17 protein-coding genes and 1 pseudogene are annotated in these 17,728 nt (G+C 68.6%); 5 read left to right on the top strand and 13 right to left on the bottom strand.

The window, feature by feature from the left end:
* The first annotated feature begins 156 nt into the window (after positions 1-156).
* Positions 157-936 (top strand): SDR family NAD(P)-dependent oxidoreductase, encoded by a 780-nt coding sequence (locus WS95_RS03550; protein ID WP_059783411.1) that lies wholly within the window; start codon positions 157-159, stop codon positions 934-936.
* A gap of 504 nt (positions 937-1,440) precedes the next feature.
* On the opposite strand, the gene infA is transcribed toward WS95_RS03550, so the two are convergent.
* From infA to WS95_RS03530, 4 genes are all read right to left on the bottom strand, one after another.
* On the bottom strand, positions 1,441-1,704 hold the full coding sequence (infA, locus tag WS95_RS03545; RefSeq protein ID WP_059783409.1) for a translation initiation factor IF-1: 264 nt from the start codon (positions 1,702-1,704) through the stop codon (positions 1,441-1,443).
* Positions 1,705-2,172: 468 nt separating this feature from the next.
* Entirely contained in the window at positions 2,173-2,376 is a 204-nt protein-coding gene (locus WS95_RS03540; protein ID WP_006483056.1) for a cold-shock protein, read from the bottom strand.
* A gap of 447 nt (positions 2,377-2,823) precedes the next feature.
* A complete protein-coding gene (locus WS95_RS03535) occupies positions 2,824-3,240 on the bottom strand; it encodes a type II toxin-antitoxin system VapC family toxin (protein ID WP_179949311.1) in 417 nt (138 codons plus the stop codon).
* A complete protein-coding gene (locus tag WS95_RS03530) occupies positions 3,227-3,463 on the bottom strand; it encodes a FitA-like ribbon-helix-helix domain-containing protein (protein ID WP_034204757.1) in 237 nt (78 codons plus the stop codon). The genes WS95_RS03535 and WS95_RS03530 overlap by 14 nt, the downstream gene beginning before the upstream one ends.
* Positions 3,464-3,948: 485 nt before the next feature.
* On the opposite strand from WS95_RS03530, the gene WS95_RS03525 reads away from it, so the two are divergent.
* Positions 3,949-5,175: an acyltransferase family protein gene (locus WS95_RS03525; protein WP_059822329.1), complete on the top strand. Its 1,227-nt coding sequence runs from the start codon at positions 3,949-3,951 to the stop codon at positions 5,173-5,175.
* Between the two features lie 11 nt (positions 5,176-5,186).
* On the opposite strand, the gene WS95_RS03520 is transcribed toward WS95_RS03525, so the two are convergent.
* The gene (locus tag WS95_RS03520) at positions 5,187-5,864 is read right to left on the bottom strand and encodes a hypothetical protein (RefSeq protein ID WP_082746852.1); all 678 of its coding nucleotides are present in this window, start codon (positions 5,862-5,864) and stop codon (positions 5,187-5,189) included.
* 831 nt (positions 5,865-6,695) lie between these two features.
* Between WS95_RS03520 and WS95_RS03510 the strand changes: the two genes are divergently transcribed.
* Positions 6,696-8,081 (top strand): DHA2 family efflux MFS transporter permease subunit, encoded by a 1,386-nt coding sequence (locus WS95_RS03510; RefSeq protein WP_059822327.1) that lies wholly within the window; start codon positions 6,696-6,698, stop codon positions 8,079-8,081.
* A 17-nt stretch (positions 8,082-8,098) separates the two neighbouring features.
* On the opposite strand, the gene WS95_RS03505 is transcribed toward WS95_RS03510, so the two are convergent.
* Positions 8,099-8,479, bottom strand: coding sequence for a DUF4377 domain-containing protein (locus WS95_RS03505; protein WP_059822325.1), 381 nt, complete (start codon positions 8,477-8,479; stop codon positions 8,099-8,101).
* Positions 8,480-8,774: 295 nt separating this feature from the next.
* On the opposite strand from WS95_RS03505, the pseudogene WS95_RS03500 reads away from it, so the two are divergent.
* Positions 8,775-9,970: pseudogene (locus WS95_RS03500) on the top strand (tyrosine-type recombinase/integrase).
* A 135-nt stretch (positions 9,971-10,105) separates the two neighbouring features.
* Here WS95_RS03500 and WS95_RS03495 read toward each other — a convergent pair.
* From WS95_RS03495 to WS95_RS03465, 7 genes are all read right to left on the bottom strand, one after another.
* Positions 10,106-10,324: a YXWGXW repeat-containing protein gene (locus tag WS95_RS03495; protein WP_034204751.1), complete on the bottom strand. Its 219-nt coding sequence runs from the start codon at positions 10,322-10,324 to the stop codon at positions 10,106-10,108.
* Between the two features lie 58 nt (positions 10,325-10,382).
* On the bottom strand, positions 10,383-11,540 hold the full coding sequence (locus WS95_RS03490) for a DUF1501 domain-containing protein (RefSeq protein ID WP_034204750.1): 1,158 nt from the start codon (positions 11,538-11,540) through the stop codon (positions 10,383-10,385).
* Between the two features lie 2 nt (positions 11,541-11,542).
* Entirely contained in the window at positions 11,543-12,937 is a 1,395-nt protein-coding gene (locus WS95_RS03485; protein WP_059783396.1) for a DUF1800 domain-containing protein, read from the bottom strand.
* Positions 12,938-13,161: 224 nt separating this feature from the next.
* Positions 13,162-13,662: a periplasmic heavy metal sensor gene (locus WS95_RS03480; RefSeq protein ID WP_059783394.1), complete on the bottom strand. Its 501-nt coding sequence runs from the start codon at positions 13,660-13,662 to the stop codon at positions 13,162-13,164.
* Positions 13,659-14,078 carry a hypothetical protein gene (locus WS95_RS03475; RefSeq protein WP_059783392.1) on the bottom strand — a complete coding sequence of 140 codons (420 nt, stop codon included), beginning with the start codon at positions 14,076-14,078 and terminating at the stop codon, positions 13,659-13,661. Before WS95_RS03475 ends, WS95_RS03480 begins: the two co-directional genes overlap by 4 nt.
* Positions 14,075-14,860, bottom strand: a complete 786-nt coding sequence (locus tag WS95_RS03470) for an RNA polymerase sigma factor (RefSeq protein ID WP_082725141.1) — start codon at positions 14,858-14,860, stop codon at positions 14,075-14,077. Before WS95_RS03470 ends, WS95_RS03475 begins: the two co-directional genes overlap by 4 nt.
* Positions 14,861-15,086: 226 nt before the next feature.
* Positions 15,087-15,386: a YXWGXW repeat-containing protein gene (locus tag WS95_RS03465; protein WP_059783390.1), complete on the bottom strand. Its 300-nt coding sequence runs from the start codon at positions 15,384-15,386 to the stop codon at positions 15,087-15,089.
* A 323-nt stretch (positions 15,387-15,709) separates the two neighbouring features.
* Here WS95_RS03465 and WS95_RS03460 point away from each other — a divergent pair, with 323 nt between their 5' ends.
* Complete coding sequence (locus WS95_RS03460) at positions 15,710-17,395, top strand: purple acid phosphatase family protein (RefSeq protein WP_034204745.1); 1,686 nt, start codon at positions 15,710-15,712, stop codon at positions 17,393-17,395.
* Positions 17,396-17,728 lie beyond the last annotated feature (333 nt).

Below are 17,728 nucleotides of genomic sequence, written 5' to 3'. Positions count from 1 at the left end.
TCCGTACCCCGATCTCCGGATGGTACCCGCGACACAGCGCACGCCGGCACGCGCGGGCAGGATCGGGCAAGAACGCGGCCGGTTCCGGCATTCAGCGGATGCGCCGGCCGCCGTACGCTTGCCGCTGTTCGTCACCTACTTGGCCAGGAGCACAGCATGACAACAGCACACCCTGCAGCGTCCGCCCCGAAGATCGCCGTCCTCACCGGCGGCAGCCGCGGGCTCGGCCGCAACACCGTGCTTCATCTCGCGCAGCGCGGCGTGCGTTCGATCTTCACGTATCGCTCGAATCGCGCGGAAGCCGATCGCGTCGCCGCGCTGACCGCAGAAGCCGGACAACCGGCGCTCGCGCTGCCGCTCGATACGGGCGACATCGCCACGTTCGACCGCTTCGCCGAACAGCTTCGCGACGCCCTGTCAGGCTGGGGCGCCGAGCGCTTCGATTTCCTCGTCAACAATGCGGGCACATCGCATCACGCGCCGATCGCCGAGACGACCGAGGCCGACCTCGACGCGCTCTATCGTGTGCACTTCAAGGGCGTGTTCTTTCTCACGCAGACGCTGCTGCCGCTGATCCGCGACGGCGGCCGCATCGTGAACGTGTCGTCCGGCCTCACGCGCGTCTCGGTGCCCGGCAGCGCAGCGTACGGATCGATGAAGGGCGCGGTCGAGGTGCTGACGCGCTATCTGGCCAAGGAGCTGGGCCCGCGCCGCATCGCGGTGAACGTCGTCGCGCCGGGCGCGGTGGCGACCGATTTCAGCGGCGGAATGGTGCGCGACAATCCCGACGTGAATCGACGGATCGCGGAATGGACGGCGCTCGGCCGCGTGGGCGAGCCGGACGACATCGGGCCGATGATCGCGTCGCTGCTGTCGGACGACAACCGCTGGGTCAATGCGCAGCGCATCGAGGTGTCGGGCGGGATAGCGCTCTGAGCAGCGACTTTCGTCGATCGGCCCGATACGATCGGCGCACTTTCAATCAAAACGCCCTGCCGGTCCGCCGGGAGGGTGTTTCGTTTTGGTTCCAGGACCAAAACGACACGACTTCATCGATGACGTGCGCGGGCTCGACACGCTAACTGGTGATCGTCGGCGACAAGGACCCAAGGTTCGACGCAGCGGCGATGCAGGCGACGTTTTTTGCATGACATGCGGTCGCACGGCTCGGGACGATGCCGAATTGCCAGCATTACCCGATGCACGAATGTCCGCCGTATTTCGCGATGGTGATCGAGGATTTCCTGCGGGACGCGCCGCCTGAGCGTGGAACACGCGCGGCGCCGATAAAGGCGGGAGACGTAGAAGAAGCCAACGCGGCGCGACGGCGCCGCCGGCAATCGGCGAACGGCACGCCGTGCGCCGTTCATCCGGTTCGTCCGGCCATGCGGCCGAACAGGTGTCGGCCGGTACGCGCGGATACGCACCGGTCGTGGCCGCTCAGCTGCGCGGCTGGCCGCTTCGCGGCGGACGCGGCGAGTTCGCGTCCTTGTGCCGGAAGTTGATGCGGCCCTTGGTGAGGTCGTACATCGACAGTTCCAGCGTCACGCGATCACCGGCGAGAATGCGGATGTGGTTCTTGCGCATGCGGCCCGACGCGTACGCGCCGACCACGACGCCGTTTTCCAGCGTGACACGGTATTTGCTGTCCGGCAGCACTTCGTCGACGATTCCGTCCAGTTCCAGCAGTTCTTCTTTTGCCAAACCAATTCCTCCAGACAAGGTGATTGACCGCGGCCGCGGCGATTGCCCGGCGCCGGCTCCCGCAAACGGGACGGCGGCCGGCAGGCGACCGGGATCGGTTCGTTCAGACGGGCCACTGGCCTGTCTTGCGATCGGAGCCCGGCGCGCTGCGGCGTTCGGGCGGTCGGTGGCGGCGGCGCAATGCGCGCCGCGCAAGTCGGGACCGCGCCGGCTACGGGGCATGGCGGCGGCCTGCTCGGGTTGATGCGTTGAAGCGGTGATGCGCTGGCGAAGCGCCAGGCGCTTCGCGAGGGCGTTGCGTCGCACGCGGGTCACGCATGCGATGAGGGAGGCGTCACGACCGATGCATCGTGAATGTCGCGATGCATCGGTCGTGCGCATCGGAACGCACAGGCCGCCGTCATGCGGCGCCCCGCGCGATACTCCATCCGGCATCGGCCGCCGCTCGGCGACCGCTGCCGATGCGGCTTACTGCGGCGTGATGTTCGACGCTTGCAGACCCTTCGGGCCGCGCTTCACTTCGAAGCTGACCTTCTGGCCTTCGGCCAGGGTCTTGAAGCCCGTGCCGCGAATTTCCGAGAAATGGGCGAACAGATCGTCGCCGCCGTTGTCCGGGGAAATGAAACCAAAGCCCTTGGTTTCGTTGAACCACTTGACGGTACCGGTATCCACAAATACTTCCTTAATACAAATAATTGAACATGCGCCCGCGACGGGCACAGAAAGAATCAAAGAGGGAGAGACCAACGACTGCCGCACGGTGTGCGGCCAATGATGAGCAATCGGACTTCTTGACGACTTCGGTCTCGGACACTACGCGGTAACGGCCGCCTCGTCAAGTTATTTTGATGCGGCGCACAAGCGCGGACCTTCAGGCGCCGTCAACGAGGCCGGCCGGTCGAGCGTGTGACATCGCGTGACATCGTCTGTCGGGACGGGAGCATGGACGCCAAGAGGCGGAGTTGCGCCGCGAAAGCACGCCGGCGGAGGATTCGGTGGGTGCCCGGCGTGCGATATGTGGCGGCGGCGTCGAGCCGGCCACGGGAGCGAGGCGTCCTGCACTAGCCTGGTAGCCGGCAGCCGCCCGACTTCGCACGACGGCGGGCGGCAGCCGCGACGCTAGTCGAACGGATTCAGCAACCGGACGCCGGTGCGGGCGAAATCGTCGACGTTGCGCGTGACGACCGTCAGATCGTTGATCAGCGCGGTGGCTGCGATCAGCTTGTCGAGTTCGTGCGTCGGATCGGGCACGCGCAAGTGCCCCCACATCTGGCTGATCTCGATATCGACCGGCAGGATGTTCGGCGCATAGCCGGACAGGATCATCGCGATCCAGGCCTCGAGCGCCGACGCCTGGCTGTGATCGCCGCGATGACGGATCAGATCGACGCCGCGCCGCAACTCGGCCACCGTCACGACCGACAGGTAAAGCGGGCTCGCGTCGGCTTCGGCCTGCCTGAAGAATGCCCGCACGCCGCGGTTGGTGCGCTTGCCTTTCCTGATTTCGCTGATGACGTTCGTATCAATCAAAAACACGCCGGACCTCGCCTGAATCCTGAACACGTTGAAAATCCGCGTCTTCGCCGACCTCCGGCATGCTCATCAGCACTTGCGCGAAAGTCCGCCGCTTCGGCCGGCCGAGCGCGTCGGCCAGAATGGCTCGATGTTCGGCCTCGGCGCTCCTGCCATTGGCCGCGGCCTGCTCGCGCAGGCTTTGAACGATAGTGTCATCCACGTTACGCACCAGAAGATTTGCCATGAGTCCCTCCGTCCAGAATTGCTATCAATGATAGCACCATGACGGTGAATTGCAAGCATTGCTATCACCCTCATGGCCGGACGGCCCCGAGTCGGCGCGGACCCGCGGCAGCCGACGACAAGCATTTCGTCCATCTCCACCGCCGGTCCGACGCATCGAACTGCTGTCGCTCAAGGTAAGCCCGCGCGGGACGATGCGGAAGCCGGCCGGATGGCCAGTCGCGCGCCATCGATCACGACGCCTGGCCGGCGAGGAACGGGATTTGCGATGCAGGCACCGTCGGCGACATGCGTCACAAATCCGGGCGTCGCCTCGATTCGCGCTGAAACATCGTGTTGCACAACCGGCCGCGACCGTCGCCATCGTTTGGTACCATCGGATCACAAGACCGGCGATCGAACGCCGTGCGAAGCGCGCAGAAGACCTTGCATCGACGCGGACCATCCGTGCCTGAAATCCCGATCCAAGACACGAGACGCTCTTCAGTGGACTTCGTTACGCCCTCTCTGGAAATCCTGTTCTCCCCGACACCCGACAAACTCTACTTCCCGGCATGCGTGGCGGCCGTGGCGATCATCGCGTGGCTGGTTGCCCGACACGTGCCGTTCTACCGATCGGCCGTCGACAAGTCGCTGTCGATGCGCTATCGCAATCTCGACGGGTTTCGCGGCCTGCTGGCCACGTCCGTGGTCTTCCATCATTTCGCGTGCAACCAGGCGTTGCTGTCGACCGGCGTCTGGGGCGCCGGCACCGACTTCCTGCGTAATCTCGGGACGATTCCCGTCGCGATGTTCTTCATGGTCACCGGGCTGCTGTTCTGGGAACGCGCATGCAGAGGCACACTCGACGTGCGGGCCTTCTTCGTCGGACGCGTGCGACGCCTCGCGCCGCTCTATCTGTTTTACGCGGCCGTCATCGTCGTCTGCACGCTTTACTGGTTTCCCCGCCATGCCGTCGGCGCACCTGTGCAGCTGCTGGCCGACCTGCTCAAGACCGTTTCGCTCGGCTGGTTCGGCGCGTTCCCGATCAACGGGGCGCAGCGCACCCCGTATCTGAGCGGCGTCTGGTGGACCCTCGCCTACGAATGGCGGTTCTACGTCGCCGTTCCGTTTCTGGCGTGGTTCGTCGCCACGCGTGCGTGGCGCAAGCTGCTTGCGCTCGCGATCGTCACGGCCTGCGCGGCGCTGTTCGGGCCGCCCGGCGGCATGGCGCTGCTGTTCGCGTTCGGCGCGGTGGCCTACGAGGTGTCGCGGCACCCCGCGGTCCGTGCGCGGCTCGCCACGAAACCGGCGGCGACGGTCGCGCTGCTGATTCTCGCGATGTCTCCGTCTCCCGCCGAACGGTATTCGATAGAGGGTGCACTGCCGCTGCTTCCGGTGTTTCTCTGCATCGCCAGCGGAAACACTTTCGACGGCGTGCTCAAGACCAGGCCGCTCGCGCTGCTCGGCACCGCCAGTTTCAGCATCTACATGATCCACATGGTGATCGTGTACATGATCGTTCACGCGTTCAACAACTTCGTCTTCCCGATCAATTCGGTCGACGATTCGGGCATCTGGGCGCTCGCGCTGGCGTGCGCGCTGGTTGCCGTCTTCTGCGCGCTGCTGACTTACCGCTACGTCGAGCATCCGTTCATCGCCAAGCGCCACGACGCCCGCCCGGCACGCCGCGCGGCGGAGCCCGCTCGCGAGCGTCAAACGGTCACGCCGTGACCCGTGCGCGCTCAGAAACGGTACGAGATGCCGATCTGCAGGACCGGATACCACCGATAGCGCGACATCATCTGCCGCAGCGAGTCGAGCCCGCTCGCGATCAGCACCTGGCTCTTCGCCGGTCCGGCCGCCGCGGCCAGTGCCGGCGACAGCGTGTACGAACATTTCGGTATCCCGTACGCGACGCCGACATCGGCAACGAACCCGAGCCCTTTCGACGCCGGCCGATGCCCGTAGCCGATTCCGACATACGGCATCACGGTCGGATAACGCGCTTGCGCGACCGCGTACATGCCCGGAAGTGCCGGATAACGCTTGCCGCCGAATACGTAGGTTCCGTTGGTCGGTACGGACATGCCGTGAAGCTCGTCGTCGTTGAAGCGCAACCCGAGCGTCGCGCGAAAGCCGCTGCCTCGCCACGGAAAGATATCGGCATACAGGCCGCCCTGGCGCAGCTTCAGGTCGTCCTGATAGTGGTTGCCGGCCACCGTGAAGTCATGCGTCAGATTGATCGCGTTGAAATCCGCGTGCGCGCCCAGCATCGAATTGAAGCTCACGGCCGCCCCGATGCCGACGCCCTGCGTGCCGCCCTGCAGGTAGATTTCCTGCGCATGCGCGCTCGCGACAAACATCGCCGCGACCGCTGCCCATTGATTCACCGTCGTTTTCACGGGCGCCTCCCCCGACATGTGCCGGGCGCGACGCGACCCACACGCGACCTTCGTCGCGATGCGCGATGCGAACCCCGGCACGACACCTTGCAAGCACGCTTGCTGTTCGACGGATCGGGGACGCGTTGCGCGGTGCGCGTGACCGATACGACACGCGCCGCGCAGGCGCCGTGGCACACGACGCGCGCGACCCGATCCGGTTCCCCGTTTGTTTCGATGTCATTACATGCCGTCGATGCGCGGATCGTTCTGGCGAAGTTCGTCTGCGTCGGCGGCATCGGGTGAACCGCAAAGGGCGTGCCATGCGGCGCCGAGCAAAGCGGAAAAAGCGCCCTCCGTCGGAACGGGTAGTGGCGCGAGTCGCAATCGAGAGGAAATGTTTCATGAACGTATCCGTATTCGGCGAGCGACGCCGAAACACGCGATGCGCGGCCTTGCGCGTCGACCGCGCATCGGCGACGCGATGCTCGCGGAGCGAAGCCGGACGGCCGTCAGCGCACGCGCGTCGTCGTTGCGAGCGATCGCGTACGGAACGACGCATTGAAAATGCGTTGCAAAAATGCAGCTTCGTGCCGGGCGCAAGCATCGCCGGTACGCGATCCTGCGTGACGAGGCAGGGTGAATACCGATGCGTGCGCACGCATCTTGTCCGGTCATGCGCGACGTGACGGGCGTGCCGCTCGGCTCATGTCGTTCGACGTCGTCGAACGGATGCCGAAGCGGAACGCCGGATCGTGTCCCTGATGCGGTTGGCGAGATCGCTTCCCGACGACCGGCGGAATCGGTACCATCGAGCGGGCGCCGCACGACCATGCACCGGCGCCCGCCCCTCGTACCGCCGATTTCGCCATGTCCCGGGAACCCACACATTCCGTGTTGCTCTGGATCGTCGCCGCTGCCTTCTTCATGCAGTCGCTCGATACGACGATCGTCAACACCGCGTTGCCCTCGATCGCACAAAGCCTGCATGCGTCGCCGCTCGCGATGCAGCCCGTCGTGGTCGTCTACACGCTGACGATGGCGATGCTCACGCCAGCCTCCGGCTGGCTCGCCGACCGGTTCGGCACGCGCCGCGTATTCTCGGTCGCGATCCTCGTGTTCGTGCTCGCGTCGATCGGCTGCGCGGCGTCGCACACGCTCGGCCAGCTCGTCGTCGCGCGCGCCGTGCAAGGCATCGGCGGCTCGATGCTGCTGCCGATCGGGCGGCTCGCCGTGCTGCGCCGCGTGCCGGGCGAACAGTACGTCGCGGCGATCGCGTTCGTGTCGATCGCCGGCCAGCTCGGCCCGATCGTCGGGCCGACGCTCGGCGGCTGGCTCACGCAGGCGATTTCGTGGCACTGGGTGTTCATCGTCAACGTGCCGGTCGGCGCGATCGGCTTCGTCGCGGTTCAGCGCTACCTGCCGCACGACCAGGCGACGCAGCCGCCGCCGTTCGACTTCGTCGGCTGTGCGCTGCTGTCGGCCGCGATGATCGCGCTGTCGCTCGCGATCGACCCGCCGATGTCCTCGCACCGCGCCGCGTGGTCGGCCGCGCTCGCCGGGCTCGGCCTGACGAGCGCGCTGGCGTACCTGCCCCACGCGCGGCGACGCACACAGCCGCTGTTCCGGCTCGGGTTGTTCCGCGAGCCGAACTTCGGGTCGGGGCTGCTCGGCAACCTGCTGTGCCGGATCGGCACGAGTTCGGTACCGTTCATGCTGCCGCTGCTGATGCAGGTGCAGCTCGGCTATACGCCGCTGCAATCCGGGCTGATGATGCTGCCGGCCGCGATCGCGGGCGTCATCGCGAAGCGGTGGATCGCGCCGCTCGTGAAGCGCTTCGGCTATGCGGCGTTTCTGGTCGTGAATACGGGGATCGTCGGCTGCGCGATCGCGGGGTTCGCGCTGGTGTCGGCACGGCCCGCGCCGGTGCTGGAAGGCGTACTGCTGATCGTGTTCGGCGCGGCGAATTCGATGCAGTTCGCGGCGATGAACGGCGTGACGCTCAAGGGGCTGTCGCACGCCGACGCGGGCAGCGGCAACAGCCTGTTCACGATGATGCAGATGCTCGCGATGGGGCTGGGCGTGTCGATCGGCGGCGGGCTCGTCAATCTGTTCGCCGCCTATCGGGGCTCGACCGCACACGGGTTCATGCTGTCGTTCGCGTGCATGGGCGCGGTGACCCTGCTGTCGTCCGTCGTGTTCCGGCGGATCGATACGGCCGCGCCGGCCCGTGCGGCGGCGCGCCCTTCCGCGTGATCGCGGCCGTCAGGCCGTCAGTTCACCTGGCGGCGCTCGACGACGCGCTTGAGCACCCAGCGGATCGACGAACCGTCGGCCGGCGGCCGCGCGACGCGGTATTCGTCGACTTCGAGCGTGTACAGGTAGCCGGGCTGGTACGCAAACCCTTCGATCCCCGCGTACCACAGGCTCCACGGCTCGCTCGGGCTGCTGCGCACCTGCAGGCATTCCATCGGCGCAACGCCCGTGCAGCGCGCGGACTGCGGCGCGACGTAGACGGTCTTGGCCACGGGCTTGCCGCCGGCCGGGCCGGCGGCGTTCGACGCGGTGGCCGCCGCATCGGTCTGACATCCGGCGAGGAGCGTGCTGCCGGCAAGGACGGCCGCGCCAAGCAGCGTTCGGATCTTGGGAATCATCTGATAGGTCTCCGGGAGCGTTGAAGGGCCAATTAGACGAGCCGCCCGGCGAGAAGGTTCACGAACACCTTACGGAGCGCGTTCGAGCACGCTCATTCATCGGATTTCGCGTGCGAGCCGATACGTCAGGTGTTCCGGTTCCGCTGCGCGCTTCATCGCCGGCCACGCGATCGCCGTCGACGGCGGCTTCGCCATATGGCGATCGTGTACCATCGACGCTTTCCGATACGCTTTGGCGCACTGTGTTCGCCCACCACGCCAAGCCCGCGCGGTTCGCACAGCGCGTTCCCTTCGCATGACCTCATCCGTTCCGTCCGACACCGCGCTGCGCCCGCTGCCGATCGATACGCTGGCCGTGCCGGCCGCGCTCGACGGACGCACGGGCACCAACCGCTCGGGCAGCGCGCATCCGCAGATCGCGCGACCAACGACCTCGACGCCGTGCGCGCGTGGCTCGCCCGCTTCGTCGATACGCCGACCACGTTCCAGAACTACCGCAAGGAGGCCGAACGCCTGCTGCTGTGGGCCGTGATCGCGTGCGGCAAGCCGCTGTCGTCGCTCACGCACGAGGATCTCGCGGTCTACCGGCAATTCCTGCTCGCGCCCGCGCCGGCCGATCTGTGGTGCGCGAACGGCGGCCGCAAGCATCCGCGCGACGATCCGCGCTGGCGGCCGTTTTACGGGCCGCTGTCGGCCGCCAGCCAGCGGCAGGCGCTGGTGATCCTGAACGTGATGTTCTCGTGGCTCGTGCAGGCCGGCTATCTGGCCGGCAATCCGCTCGCGTTGTCGCGACAGCGGCAGCGCCGGCCGTCGCCGCGCGTCACGCGCCATCTCGGGCAGCCGCTGTGGCAATCGGTGAAGGACGCGATCGCCGCGATGCCGCGCGACGATGCCCGCGCATGCTTCCATGCGGATCGCGCACGCTGGCTGTTCACGCTGCTGTATCTCGGCGGACTGCGCATCACCGAAGCGGCCGATACGACGATGGGGCAATTCTTCTGCCGGCGCGATGCGGACGGACACGCGCGCTGGTGGCTCGACGTGACGGGCAAAGGCGGCCGGCAGCGGCTCGTGCCGGCCACCGACGAGATGATGGCCGAGCTGGCGCGCTACCGGCGCGCGCACGGCCTGCCCGCGCTGCCGCTCGACGGCGAACCGACGCCGCTCGTGTTGCCGATCGGCCGGACGCGCAAGCCGCTCACGCGCGCGGCGCTGCATCGGATCGTGAAGCAGGTGTTCCGGCACGCGGCCGACCGGCTGCGTGCTCAGGGGGATGCCGGCGAACAACCGGCGCGCGTGCTCGAACAGGCGTCCGCGCACTGGCTGCGTCACAGCGCGGGCTCGCACATGGCCGACGGCCGCGTCGACCTGCGGCTCGTGCGCGACAACCTCGGCCATGTGTCGCTCACGACGACGAGCCAGTATCTTCACGCGGACGACGACTGGCGCCATCGAGAGACGGAAGAGAAGCACCGGATCGGGTGGGACTAGACTGCGTGCCGCCGCTCGACGGACGAGGTCGATCCCGCCGGATCCGCCGTTGCTGCGGCACTGCGCACGGTCGCGCGTCTCCGGCACGTCGATCTCGCCGCACGACACGTCGACACGCTTGCCGTGTCTGCCGTGTCAGTACACCGCCACCCAGTGCCCGGGCACCCACGCCCAGTGATTGCCGGCCCACCGGTAATGCCCCTTCGCCCAGCGATAGCCGGGCGCGGGCGGCGGCGGCGCTACTTCGACGACGGGCGCCGGCTGCGGCGGCCGCACCGGTTCGACCACGCACGCGGTCATCAGCACGGCACTCGCGCTCGCCAGCACGGCGAGCGAAACGGATCGGATCTTCATTGTCGATGCTCCCTGTCGTGTAATCGGTCGACGGCGCCGATCGCGGATACGTGCCGCGTCACGCGGCCCCGCGAATCAGGCCGCTCATCGGCCGCGTCGCGCCGCTTTCGGCAAACAGCGCTGCCGCGGTGCGGCGCGGATCGAGCCGCAGACTGTCGGCGGCCGCGCCCGCGATCAGCGCGTCGAGCGACGCAGTCGGCTTCAGGTCGCGCCCCTCGTACAGATCGCCGGGCCGCAGCCCCGGCCAGTCGGCGATCACGCGGCCGCCTGCCACCGCGCCGCCCGCGAGCATCGCGACCGACGCCTGCCCGTGATCGGTGCCGCCGGTGCCGTTCGCCGCGGCCGTGCGGCCGAACTCGGTCGCGACCAGCACCGTGGTCTGCCGCCACGCAGGCCCGAGGCCGTCGCGCAGCGCGGCGAGCATCGTGTCGAGCGCCTTCAATTGATTCGCGAGCCGCGCGTTCTGCGCGCTGTGCGTGTCCCAGCCGCCCGTCTCGATCATCGCGATCCGCGGGCCGTCGTCGCGCGCGAGAAACGTCGCGGCGAGCTTGCCGACGCCGGCCGGGTCCTGCCGTGCATGCGCATCGCCGGCGAGACCGCGCGCCTCCATCGCCGCTTGCCACAACGGACCGAGCTGCGCGTCGGCTTCGTAGAGCGCCGACACGCGCGTGAGCAGATCGTCCGGCGCGGCCGGCAAGCCGGACGGCGCATACGACGCGGCCTGCACCGCGCCGCGCAGCGCGAGCGGCACCGTCGGCGCGAATGCGATCGCGTTGTCGCGCGTCGCCGGCAGCAGCGCGGCGAGCCGGTTCAGCCAGCCGTCCTTCACTTGGTACGGCGCACGGCCGCCCGTTTCGAGCACGTTCTGGCCGTCGAAATGCGAGCGGTCGCGATACGGCGATGCAATCGCATGGACGAACAGCGCCTGACCGTCGCGATACAACTGCGCGGTCTGCGCGAGCGACGGATGCAGCGCGAACGTACCGTCGAGCTTCGTCGCGGCCGCCGTGTCGATCGCGAGCGGGCCGCGCAGCGACGCATACGCGGGCTCCGCGTACGGGACGACGATGTTCAGGCCGTCGGCCGCGCCGCGCTGGATCACGAACACGAAGCGCCGGTCGGTGTCGACATTCGCGAACGCGATCCGCGGCGCGACGAGGATCGCGCCCGCGCCGGCGGCGGCAACGCTGAGGAATTGTCGGCGGGACAGTGCCATGGTCATCTCCGTTGGAAATCGGGCGACACGAGCAGCAGCGCGAGCGACGTCGTCGCGCTTTCGGCGCGCGCGAGCGCGGTCGCGGTCGACCCGCTCATCGAACCGGCGAGCAGCGTGTTGCCGAGCGTGCGCGGGTCGAGGCGGTCGCCCGTCCGCGCGGCCAGGCGCTGCGCGATCTCGACGCGGCGCACGAGCGCGTCGGGCGCGGCCCAGCTCGCGGCCACGTCGTCGTAGCCGGCCGGCGAGCCCGGCCGCCACACCGGCTGGCCGAGTTGAGCCAGCAGCGGCGCGGCCTTCAGATCGCCGGTGTCGCGCCAGCCGAGCCCGCGCAGCGACGATACGGCCCACTCCCACGGCGTCTTGAACTTGCGGTCGACCGGCGACCACGCGTCGGGGGCGTCGATGAGCGCGCGATAGACGGTCGGCAGGTCGCCGCCGCTCGCATCGAACGCACGCGCGAGCCGTTCGGTCAGCGCGGGCGGCGGCGTATCGGCGACGAAATGACGGGCGAGCTTGAATGCGATGTGCCGGCCGGTCGCCTCCGATCGCGCGAGATCGTGCAGGATCGCACGCGCCTGCGCTTCGCCCGGCTGATCGTAGGTGCGCCCCATCACCGTGCGCGTGCCCGGTTCGTGCAGATTCGGGCGGAACACGAATGCGCCGGGCGCCGCATCGCCCGGTTGCGGCCCGCGGCCGCCGGCGATGCTCCAGCCGGTCAACGCGCGGGCGAATTCCGTCACGTCGGCCTGCGTGTAACCGGTGCGCACGCCGAGCGTATGCAGCTCCATGATTTCGCGTGCGAGGTTCTCGTTGAGCCCGCGCTTCGCCGACGGATTGCGTTCTTGCGCACGCAGCGCGGCCGGGCTGTCGGGGCCGACCGAGCGCGCCTGGTCGAGGAACGTCTGCATCGCCGGATGCTGTTCGACGGCGACGAGCATGTCCTCGAAACGGCCGAGCACGTGCGGGCGGATCGCGTCGCGTTCGAATGCGCCCGCGTAGGCGGCCACCTGCCCCTTGTCGACCGATACCGCGAAATGGTTCGCCCAGAAATGCACGAGACGCTCGACGAACGGCGCGGGCGTGCTCAGCGCACTGTTCATGCGCGCGGCGACTGCGCTGCGATATGCGTCGTAGCCGTCGCGGCGGATCGACTGCGCGGTTGCGCGCCTGGCGGCCGCGTCGTCGCTCGTCATCGCGTTGCGGGTGTTCGCGAAGCGCGTGGCGAGTGTGACCGCGTCCGGCTCGCCGGCCCAGGCGGCGGGCCGTGCGTCGTAGCGGTCGAACTGGTCGAGCAACGCGGCCTTCGGGTCGGCGGGCGGTGCTTCGTCGGCCCGCGCGCCGAGACCGAAACGGTTCAGCGCGATCGCGGCCGGCGTGGAGTCGTTCGGGTGGTCCATGACGGGCTCTCTTGCGGTGCGTACTCACGTTCAACGCAAGGGCGCCGGGAAATCCGTCGCGGCAGGGGAAATATTTTTTGCGATCGGGGAAACGGCAGGCGGAAGTTTCGCAGCACGGCGGCATGCATCGTCAACGGACGACGACCGCGCGACGCGCCGGAACGGCACACGTGACGCGCGAATCATCCGGATCGGATCGCGGGCCGCCCGCGCACGGCTTCCTTTTACTCGCTCGCCGATGCGTCCGGCTTCTTCTGCAGCCTTGGCGGCAAACGCCAGTTGCCGCTGCGCTGCAATCCGTCGACGAACTTCGCGCGCTCGTCGGGCGTCAGCGTCGCCGCAAAATCGACGACGCTGCGCTCGACCTGCGCCCGCAGCGCGGTGTCGGCTGCGCGCGTGCGTTCGAGCGCGGCGTCGATCGCCGCGCGATCGAGTTGCGGCGCGGCGAGCAGGTCCAGCACGGCGATCCGGCCGTCGCGCCCTTCCCGCGCCAAATCGCGGCCGTCCTTGCGCGCCGCTTTCAGCGCGGCGGCGAACTCGCGCCGGCGCGCATCGGGCAATTCATCCGCCGCGAAACGCAACGCGGTGCGCGAGGCGGGCGTGCCGGGGTGTTGGTCGCGATGGGTCGAGAACCATTGATATGCGCCGCCGCCGATCGCGCCGAGCATGAACACGTTCAGCACGACCGAGCCGACGAGGGTGAATTTCCAGCCGCGCTCGGTCATTCGTCGCCCCCATCCACGCTCGGACCGCCGAACGTCGTCGTCAGATAGCCCGGCTCGTGCTGTGCCGGCGGCGCGCTGCCGAGCATCAGCATCGACACGGCCACCGCTCCCGCGAGCGCGCCGGCCAGGCCGACGCCGGCGAACGCCGCGCCCGACCACCATACGGCGCCGCGCCGGCGTGCGCGCTGCGGCGCGGGCGCCGTTGCGACGATGCGCTCGACGAGTGCCGGCGCGGGCGGCGCGACCGTGTCGCAGGCGAGCCACGCATCGAGGTCGGCCGCCTCGTCGAGCGCCAGCAGCGCTTCCCGTGGGTTCGCATGCGCCCAGGCCTCGGCGGCCGCGCGCTCGCCGGTCGGCCAGCGCCGCGCGTCGGCGCCGTACGCGGCGACGATGGTACGAAATCGTTCGGGTGTCATCGCTTGTCCTCGCTAGGTGGGTCGCCGGCCAGTTGCGCGCGCAGGTTGCGCCGCGCACGGGCGAGCAGGCTTTCCAGCGCATCGACGGTGATGCCCATCAGGTTGGCCGCGTCCACGTTCGACATTTCCTGATAGTACTGGAGCACCAGCGCTTCCCGCTGCCTCGGCGGCAACGCGGCCAGCGCCTGCCGCACGCGCGCGTCGCGCGAACGCAGCTCCGCATGCGCGGCCGGCTCCGGTTGCGGGTCGGGCACGTCGGGCAGCGTGTCGACGGGCTCCTCGCGCCGGCCTCGCAACCGGTCGTAGCACAGGTTCAGCACGACGCGATGCAGCCACGTGTCGAAGCGGGCTTCGCCTTCTCGCCAGCGCGGCGCCTGCTTCCAGATTCGCAGGAACGTCTCCTGCGCGACATCCTCGGCTTCGTTCCGGTCGCCGAGCATGCGCGTCGCCAACGCGAGCAGCCGCGGCAACTTGCGCGCGACGAGCACGCGTACCGCCGACGCATCGCGCGCGCCGACGCGCGCGACGAGTTCCGCGTCCGGATCGCGGTCGCCGCGATCGCTCAACGTCGCCTGCTCCGTCGCGCGCCGCGCGGGCGCCGCGCTGTCGCGGCAGGAATACCCGCCGTCCGGCTGAAGCTCATCGTCGTGCTCTCCTTGCATGCGTCGGGCCATCGCCGGACGGCGCCATACCGACGCTTCGTCGACGCCGCGCGCGTCGCACCCGGCATCGCACACGGCGTCGGCCGTGCCGGTTTCATCGACATCCGGTTCGCGCCGCATGTCGATCCTGTCTGCCGGCCGCGCGACCGTCGGCCGGCGCGTTCAATATACGACGACCGGCGCGGGCCGGTAATACACCGGACGGGCCGGCACCACGACGCAGCCGGCCAGCACGACGGCTGCGAGCGCCAGTATCACGATGGTTCGAAAAGGCATCGCCACGACTCATGATGTTGCGTGAAAAATCCGCCGTGCCGGCACCGCGCGCCGCGCGCCGGCGTGCACGTCAGGCCCAGTGGCCCGGCACCCAGCGCCAGGTCGGGCCGCGCGCGACCCAGTGTCCGGGCACCCAGTGGTAGCCGACGCGTACGACCTGCCAGTGGCCCGGAATCCATACGTAGCGGCCCTGCCGCCAGTGCCAGTGCCCCTGATCCCAGACGTAACCCGCACGGGGCGCCGGCATCACTTCGACGCGCGGCGGCGGCGGCGCGTAAGGCGCGACGATGACGGCCTGCGCGAATACGGCCGACGTCGCGAGTGCAGCCATGCACCCGGCCGCCAATCGCAATAAAACGGAAAGTTTCATGAAAGACTCCGAAATAACGGGCATCGACCGGAAGCGGTCGTTCATGCGTTAAACGGAGCCGGAGGGCGCAATCCGTCGCGGCGTCGGCAAAAAAATTTTTGGTGGCCCCACCCTGCTTCGGAGCAAGCCGGAGGCGCGCGACGCGCGATTGCACGGGTCGGCCGCCGCACACACGGGGTTGCGGTACTGTCACAACGCGGCAAAACTGCCCTTCGACAATGCATGCGACCGGGATCCCGCTCGTTTCCGGCCCACGCCCCGGCCGTGCTCGCGCATGGCCGCGCGGTTCCACGTCTCGCGTCCCCTCAACGAAAACACCGACCATGTCGAACCAGGACACTTTCCCTGACCAGCCGAACGAGCCGGCCGCCTCCGTGTCGCGTCGCGGCTTCCTGAAACTCGCCGGCGTCTCCGGCCTCGCCACCGCCGCCGGCGGGCTCGCGGCGGCCCGCGCCGCCGCGTCGAATCCGGACGGCACGCCCGAGCAGGTTCACCTGACGTGGGGCAACGACCCGACGTCCGAAGTCGTGATCTCGTGGGCGTCGCTCGCCCCGGCCGTCAATCCGCGCGCGCGCATCGTCGCCGACGGCGAGCCGGCGCGCACCGTGCACGGCGTCCAGCGCCTGTACACCGACGGCCTGAACGGAGAGACGGTGTTCGCCTACCACGCGCGCGTGCACGGGCTGAAGCCGGATACGCGCTACCGCTACGAGATCACCGCCGACAACGACGGCAATGCCGCGCAGCCGTTCTCCGCGAATTTCTCGACCGCACCGCGCGGCCGGGCGCCGTTTCGTTTCACGAGCTACGGCGATCTCGCGACGCCGAACGGCGCGTGGGTACTGTCGTCGCCGCAGAGCCGCTTCGCGGTGCAGGCCGTCGAGCAGTTCCAGCCGCTGTTCCACCTGCTGAACGGCGACCTCTGCTACGCGAACCTGAACCCGGCGCACCAGCCCGACGTGTGGCGCGATTTCGGCAACAACAACCAGACGTCGGCCGCGAATCGTCCGTGGATGCCATGCCCCGGCAATCACGAGATCGAATTCAACAACGGTCCGCAGGGGCTCGACTCGTACCTCGCACGCTATACGCTGCCGGAGAACGGCACGCATTTCCCGGGCCGCTGGTACAGCTTCCGCGTGAGCTCCGTGCTGTTCGTGTCGCTCGACGCCGACGATGTCGTGTACCAGGACGCCGCCGCGTTCGTCGGCGGCCCTGCGCCGCTCGTCCCGGCCGCGAGCACCGGCCGCCCGCCGATCGAGCCGGGCACGTCGTTCTACGTGCGCGGCTACAGCAACGGCGAGCAAACGCGCTGGCTCGAACGCACGCTGCGTCATGCCGCGCATGACGACGACATCGACTGGATCGTCGTGCAGATGCATCAGGACGCGCTCAGTTCGTCGAAGACGGGCAACGGCTCCGACAAGGGCATTCGCGAAGCGTGGCTGCCGCTGTTCGATCGTTACGGCGTCGATCTCGTGCTGTGCGGCCACGATCACGACTACGAGCGCAGCTATCCGGTGCGCGGCTGCAATCATCGCGCGGGCGTCGATGCGAAAACCGGCGAAGTGGTCGAGACGCTGCAGCCGCGCCCGGTCGGCTCGAACGATCCGAACCGCACGACGTTCGACACGAGCCACGGCACGATCCACCTGATCCTCGGCGGCGGCGGCACCAGCGCACCGCTCGACGTGTACGGCGAAAACCCGTCGACCGGCTTCGCGCAGGCAAAGGTGTTCACGAAGCCGAACCGGCCGGTGCCCGGCACCGCGCCGAACACGTTCGTGCGCCAGCCGGCCGATGCGCTCGAGGATGCGATCTGGTCCGCGCGCCGCGATACCGGCACCGGCTACGGGATCGCGGTGTTCGACCACGATCCGGGCAAGCCGGGCGGCCACACGACGATCACGATGCGCTACTACCATGCGCCGGGCGCCGATCAGCATCCGACCGCGCAGTACGAGCTGTTCGAGACGATCGAGCTGAGCAAGAAGCGGCGCGAACGGTGATCGACGCATCGGGCGCTCGCCGCGGCGGGCGCCCGATGCATTACCGTCGGCGAACGGCAGGCGCGGCGCGAGTTGCACTGCCGCCTCGCACACAGGTCCATGCGGATGCGTTTCGAATACCGCATTCACACGCCTGCACCTCCTCCTTCGGCCGGCGTATTCCATGCCGTCGCAAATGTGCTGCGGCAAGCACATCGCGACATCGGCGTCGGTCCATACGAACGACGGCTCGAAATTCGCGATGCGACCGGCGGCCGACCGCCGATCGATCCGTCGGCCGAGGAACCCGGCTTCCTCCTTGTCATCACGCTCGGCCCGACGCGGAATGCGATG

It is taken from the genome of Burkholderia sp. MSMB1826 (genome assembly GCF_001526325.1).
GTDB lineage: Bacteria > Pseudomonadota > Gammaproteobacteria > Burkholderiales > Burkholderiaceae > Burkholderia.
This window is presented reverse-complemented; position numbering and strand designations above follow the sequence as displayed.

Bases quoted from the DNA above. Each gene is read 5' to 3' on its own strand.
- WS95_RS03505 (WP_059822325.1), bottom strand. From the start codon at position 8,479: ATGATTCCCAAGATCCGAACGCTGCTTGGCGCGGCCGTCCTTGCCGGC.
- WS95_RS03460 (WP_034204745.1), top strand. From the start codon at position 15,710: ATGTCGAACCAGGACACTTTCCCTGACCAGCCGAACGAGCCGGCCGCC.
- WS95_RS03530 (WP_034204757.1), bottom strand. From the start codon at position 3,463: ATGGCAAATCTTCTGGTGCGTAACGTGGATGACACTATCGTTCAAAGC.
- WS95_RS03475 (WP_059783392.1), bottom strand. From the start codon at position 14,078: ATGACACCCGAACGATTTCGTACCATCGTCGCCGCGTACGGCGCCGAC.
- WS95_RS03550 (WP_059783411.1), top strand. From the start codon at position 157: ATGACAACAGCACACCCTGCAGCGTCCGCCCCGAAGATCGCCGTCCTC.
- WS95_RS03465 (WP_059783390.1), bottom strand. From the start codon at position 15,386: ATGAAACTTTCCGTTTTATTGCGATTGGCGGCCGGGTGCATGGCTGCA.
- WS95_RS03470 (WP_082725141.1), bottom strand. From the start codon at position 14,860: ATGCGGCGCGAACCGGATGTCGATGAAACCGGCACGGCCGACGCCGTG.
- WS95_RS03485 (WP_059783396.1), bottom strand. From the start codon at position 12,937: ATGGACCACCCGAACGACTCCACGCCGGCCGCGATCGCGCTGAACCGT.
- WS95_RS03520 (WP_082746852.1), bottom strand. From the start codon at position 5,864: ATGTCGGGGGAGGCGCCCGTGAAAACGACGGTGAATCAATGGGCAGCG.
- WS95_RS03510 (WP_059822327.1), top strand. From the start codon at position 6,696: ATGTCCCGGGAACCCACACATTCCGTGTTGCTCTGGATCGTCGCCGCT.
- WS95_RS03480 (WP_059783394.1), bottom strand. From the start codon at position 13,662: ATGACCGAGCGCGGCTGGAAATTCACCCTCGTCGGCTCGGTCGTGCTG.
- WS95_RS03490 (WP_034204750.1), bottom strand. From the start codon at position 11,540: ATGGCACTGTCCCGCCGACAATTCCTCAGCGTTGCCGCCGCCGGCGCG.
- WS95_RS03495 (WP_034204751.1), bottom strand. From the start codon at position 10,324: ATGAAGATCCGATCCGTTTCGCTCGCCGTGCTGGCGAGCGCGAGTGCC.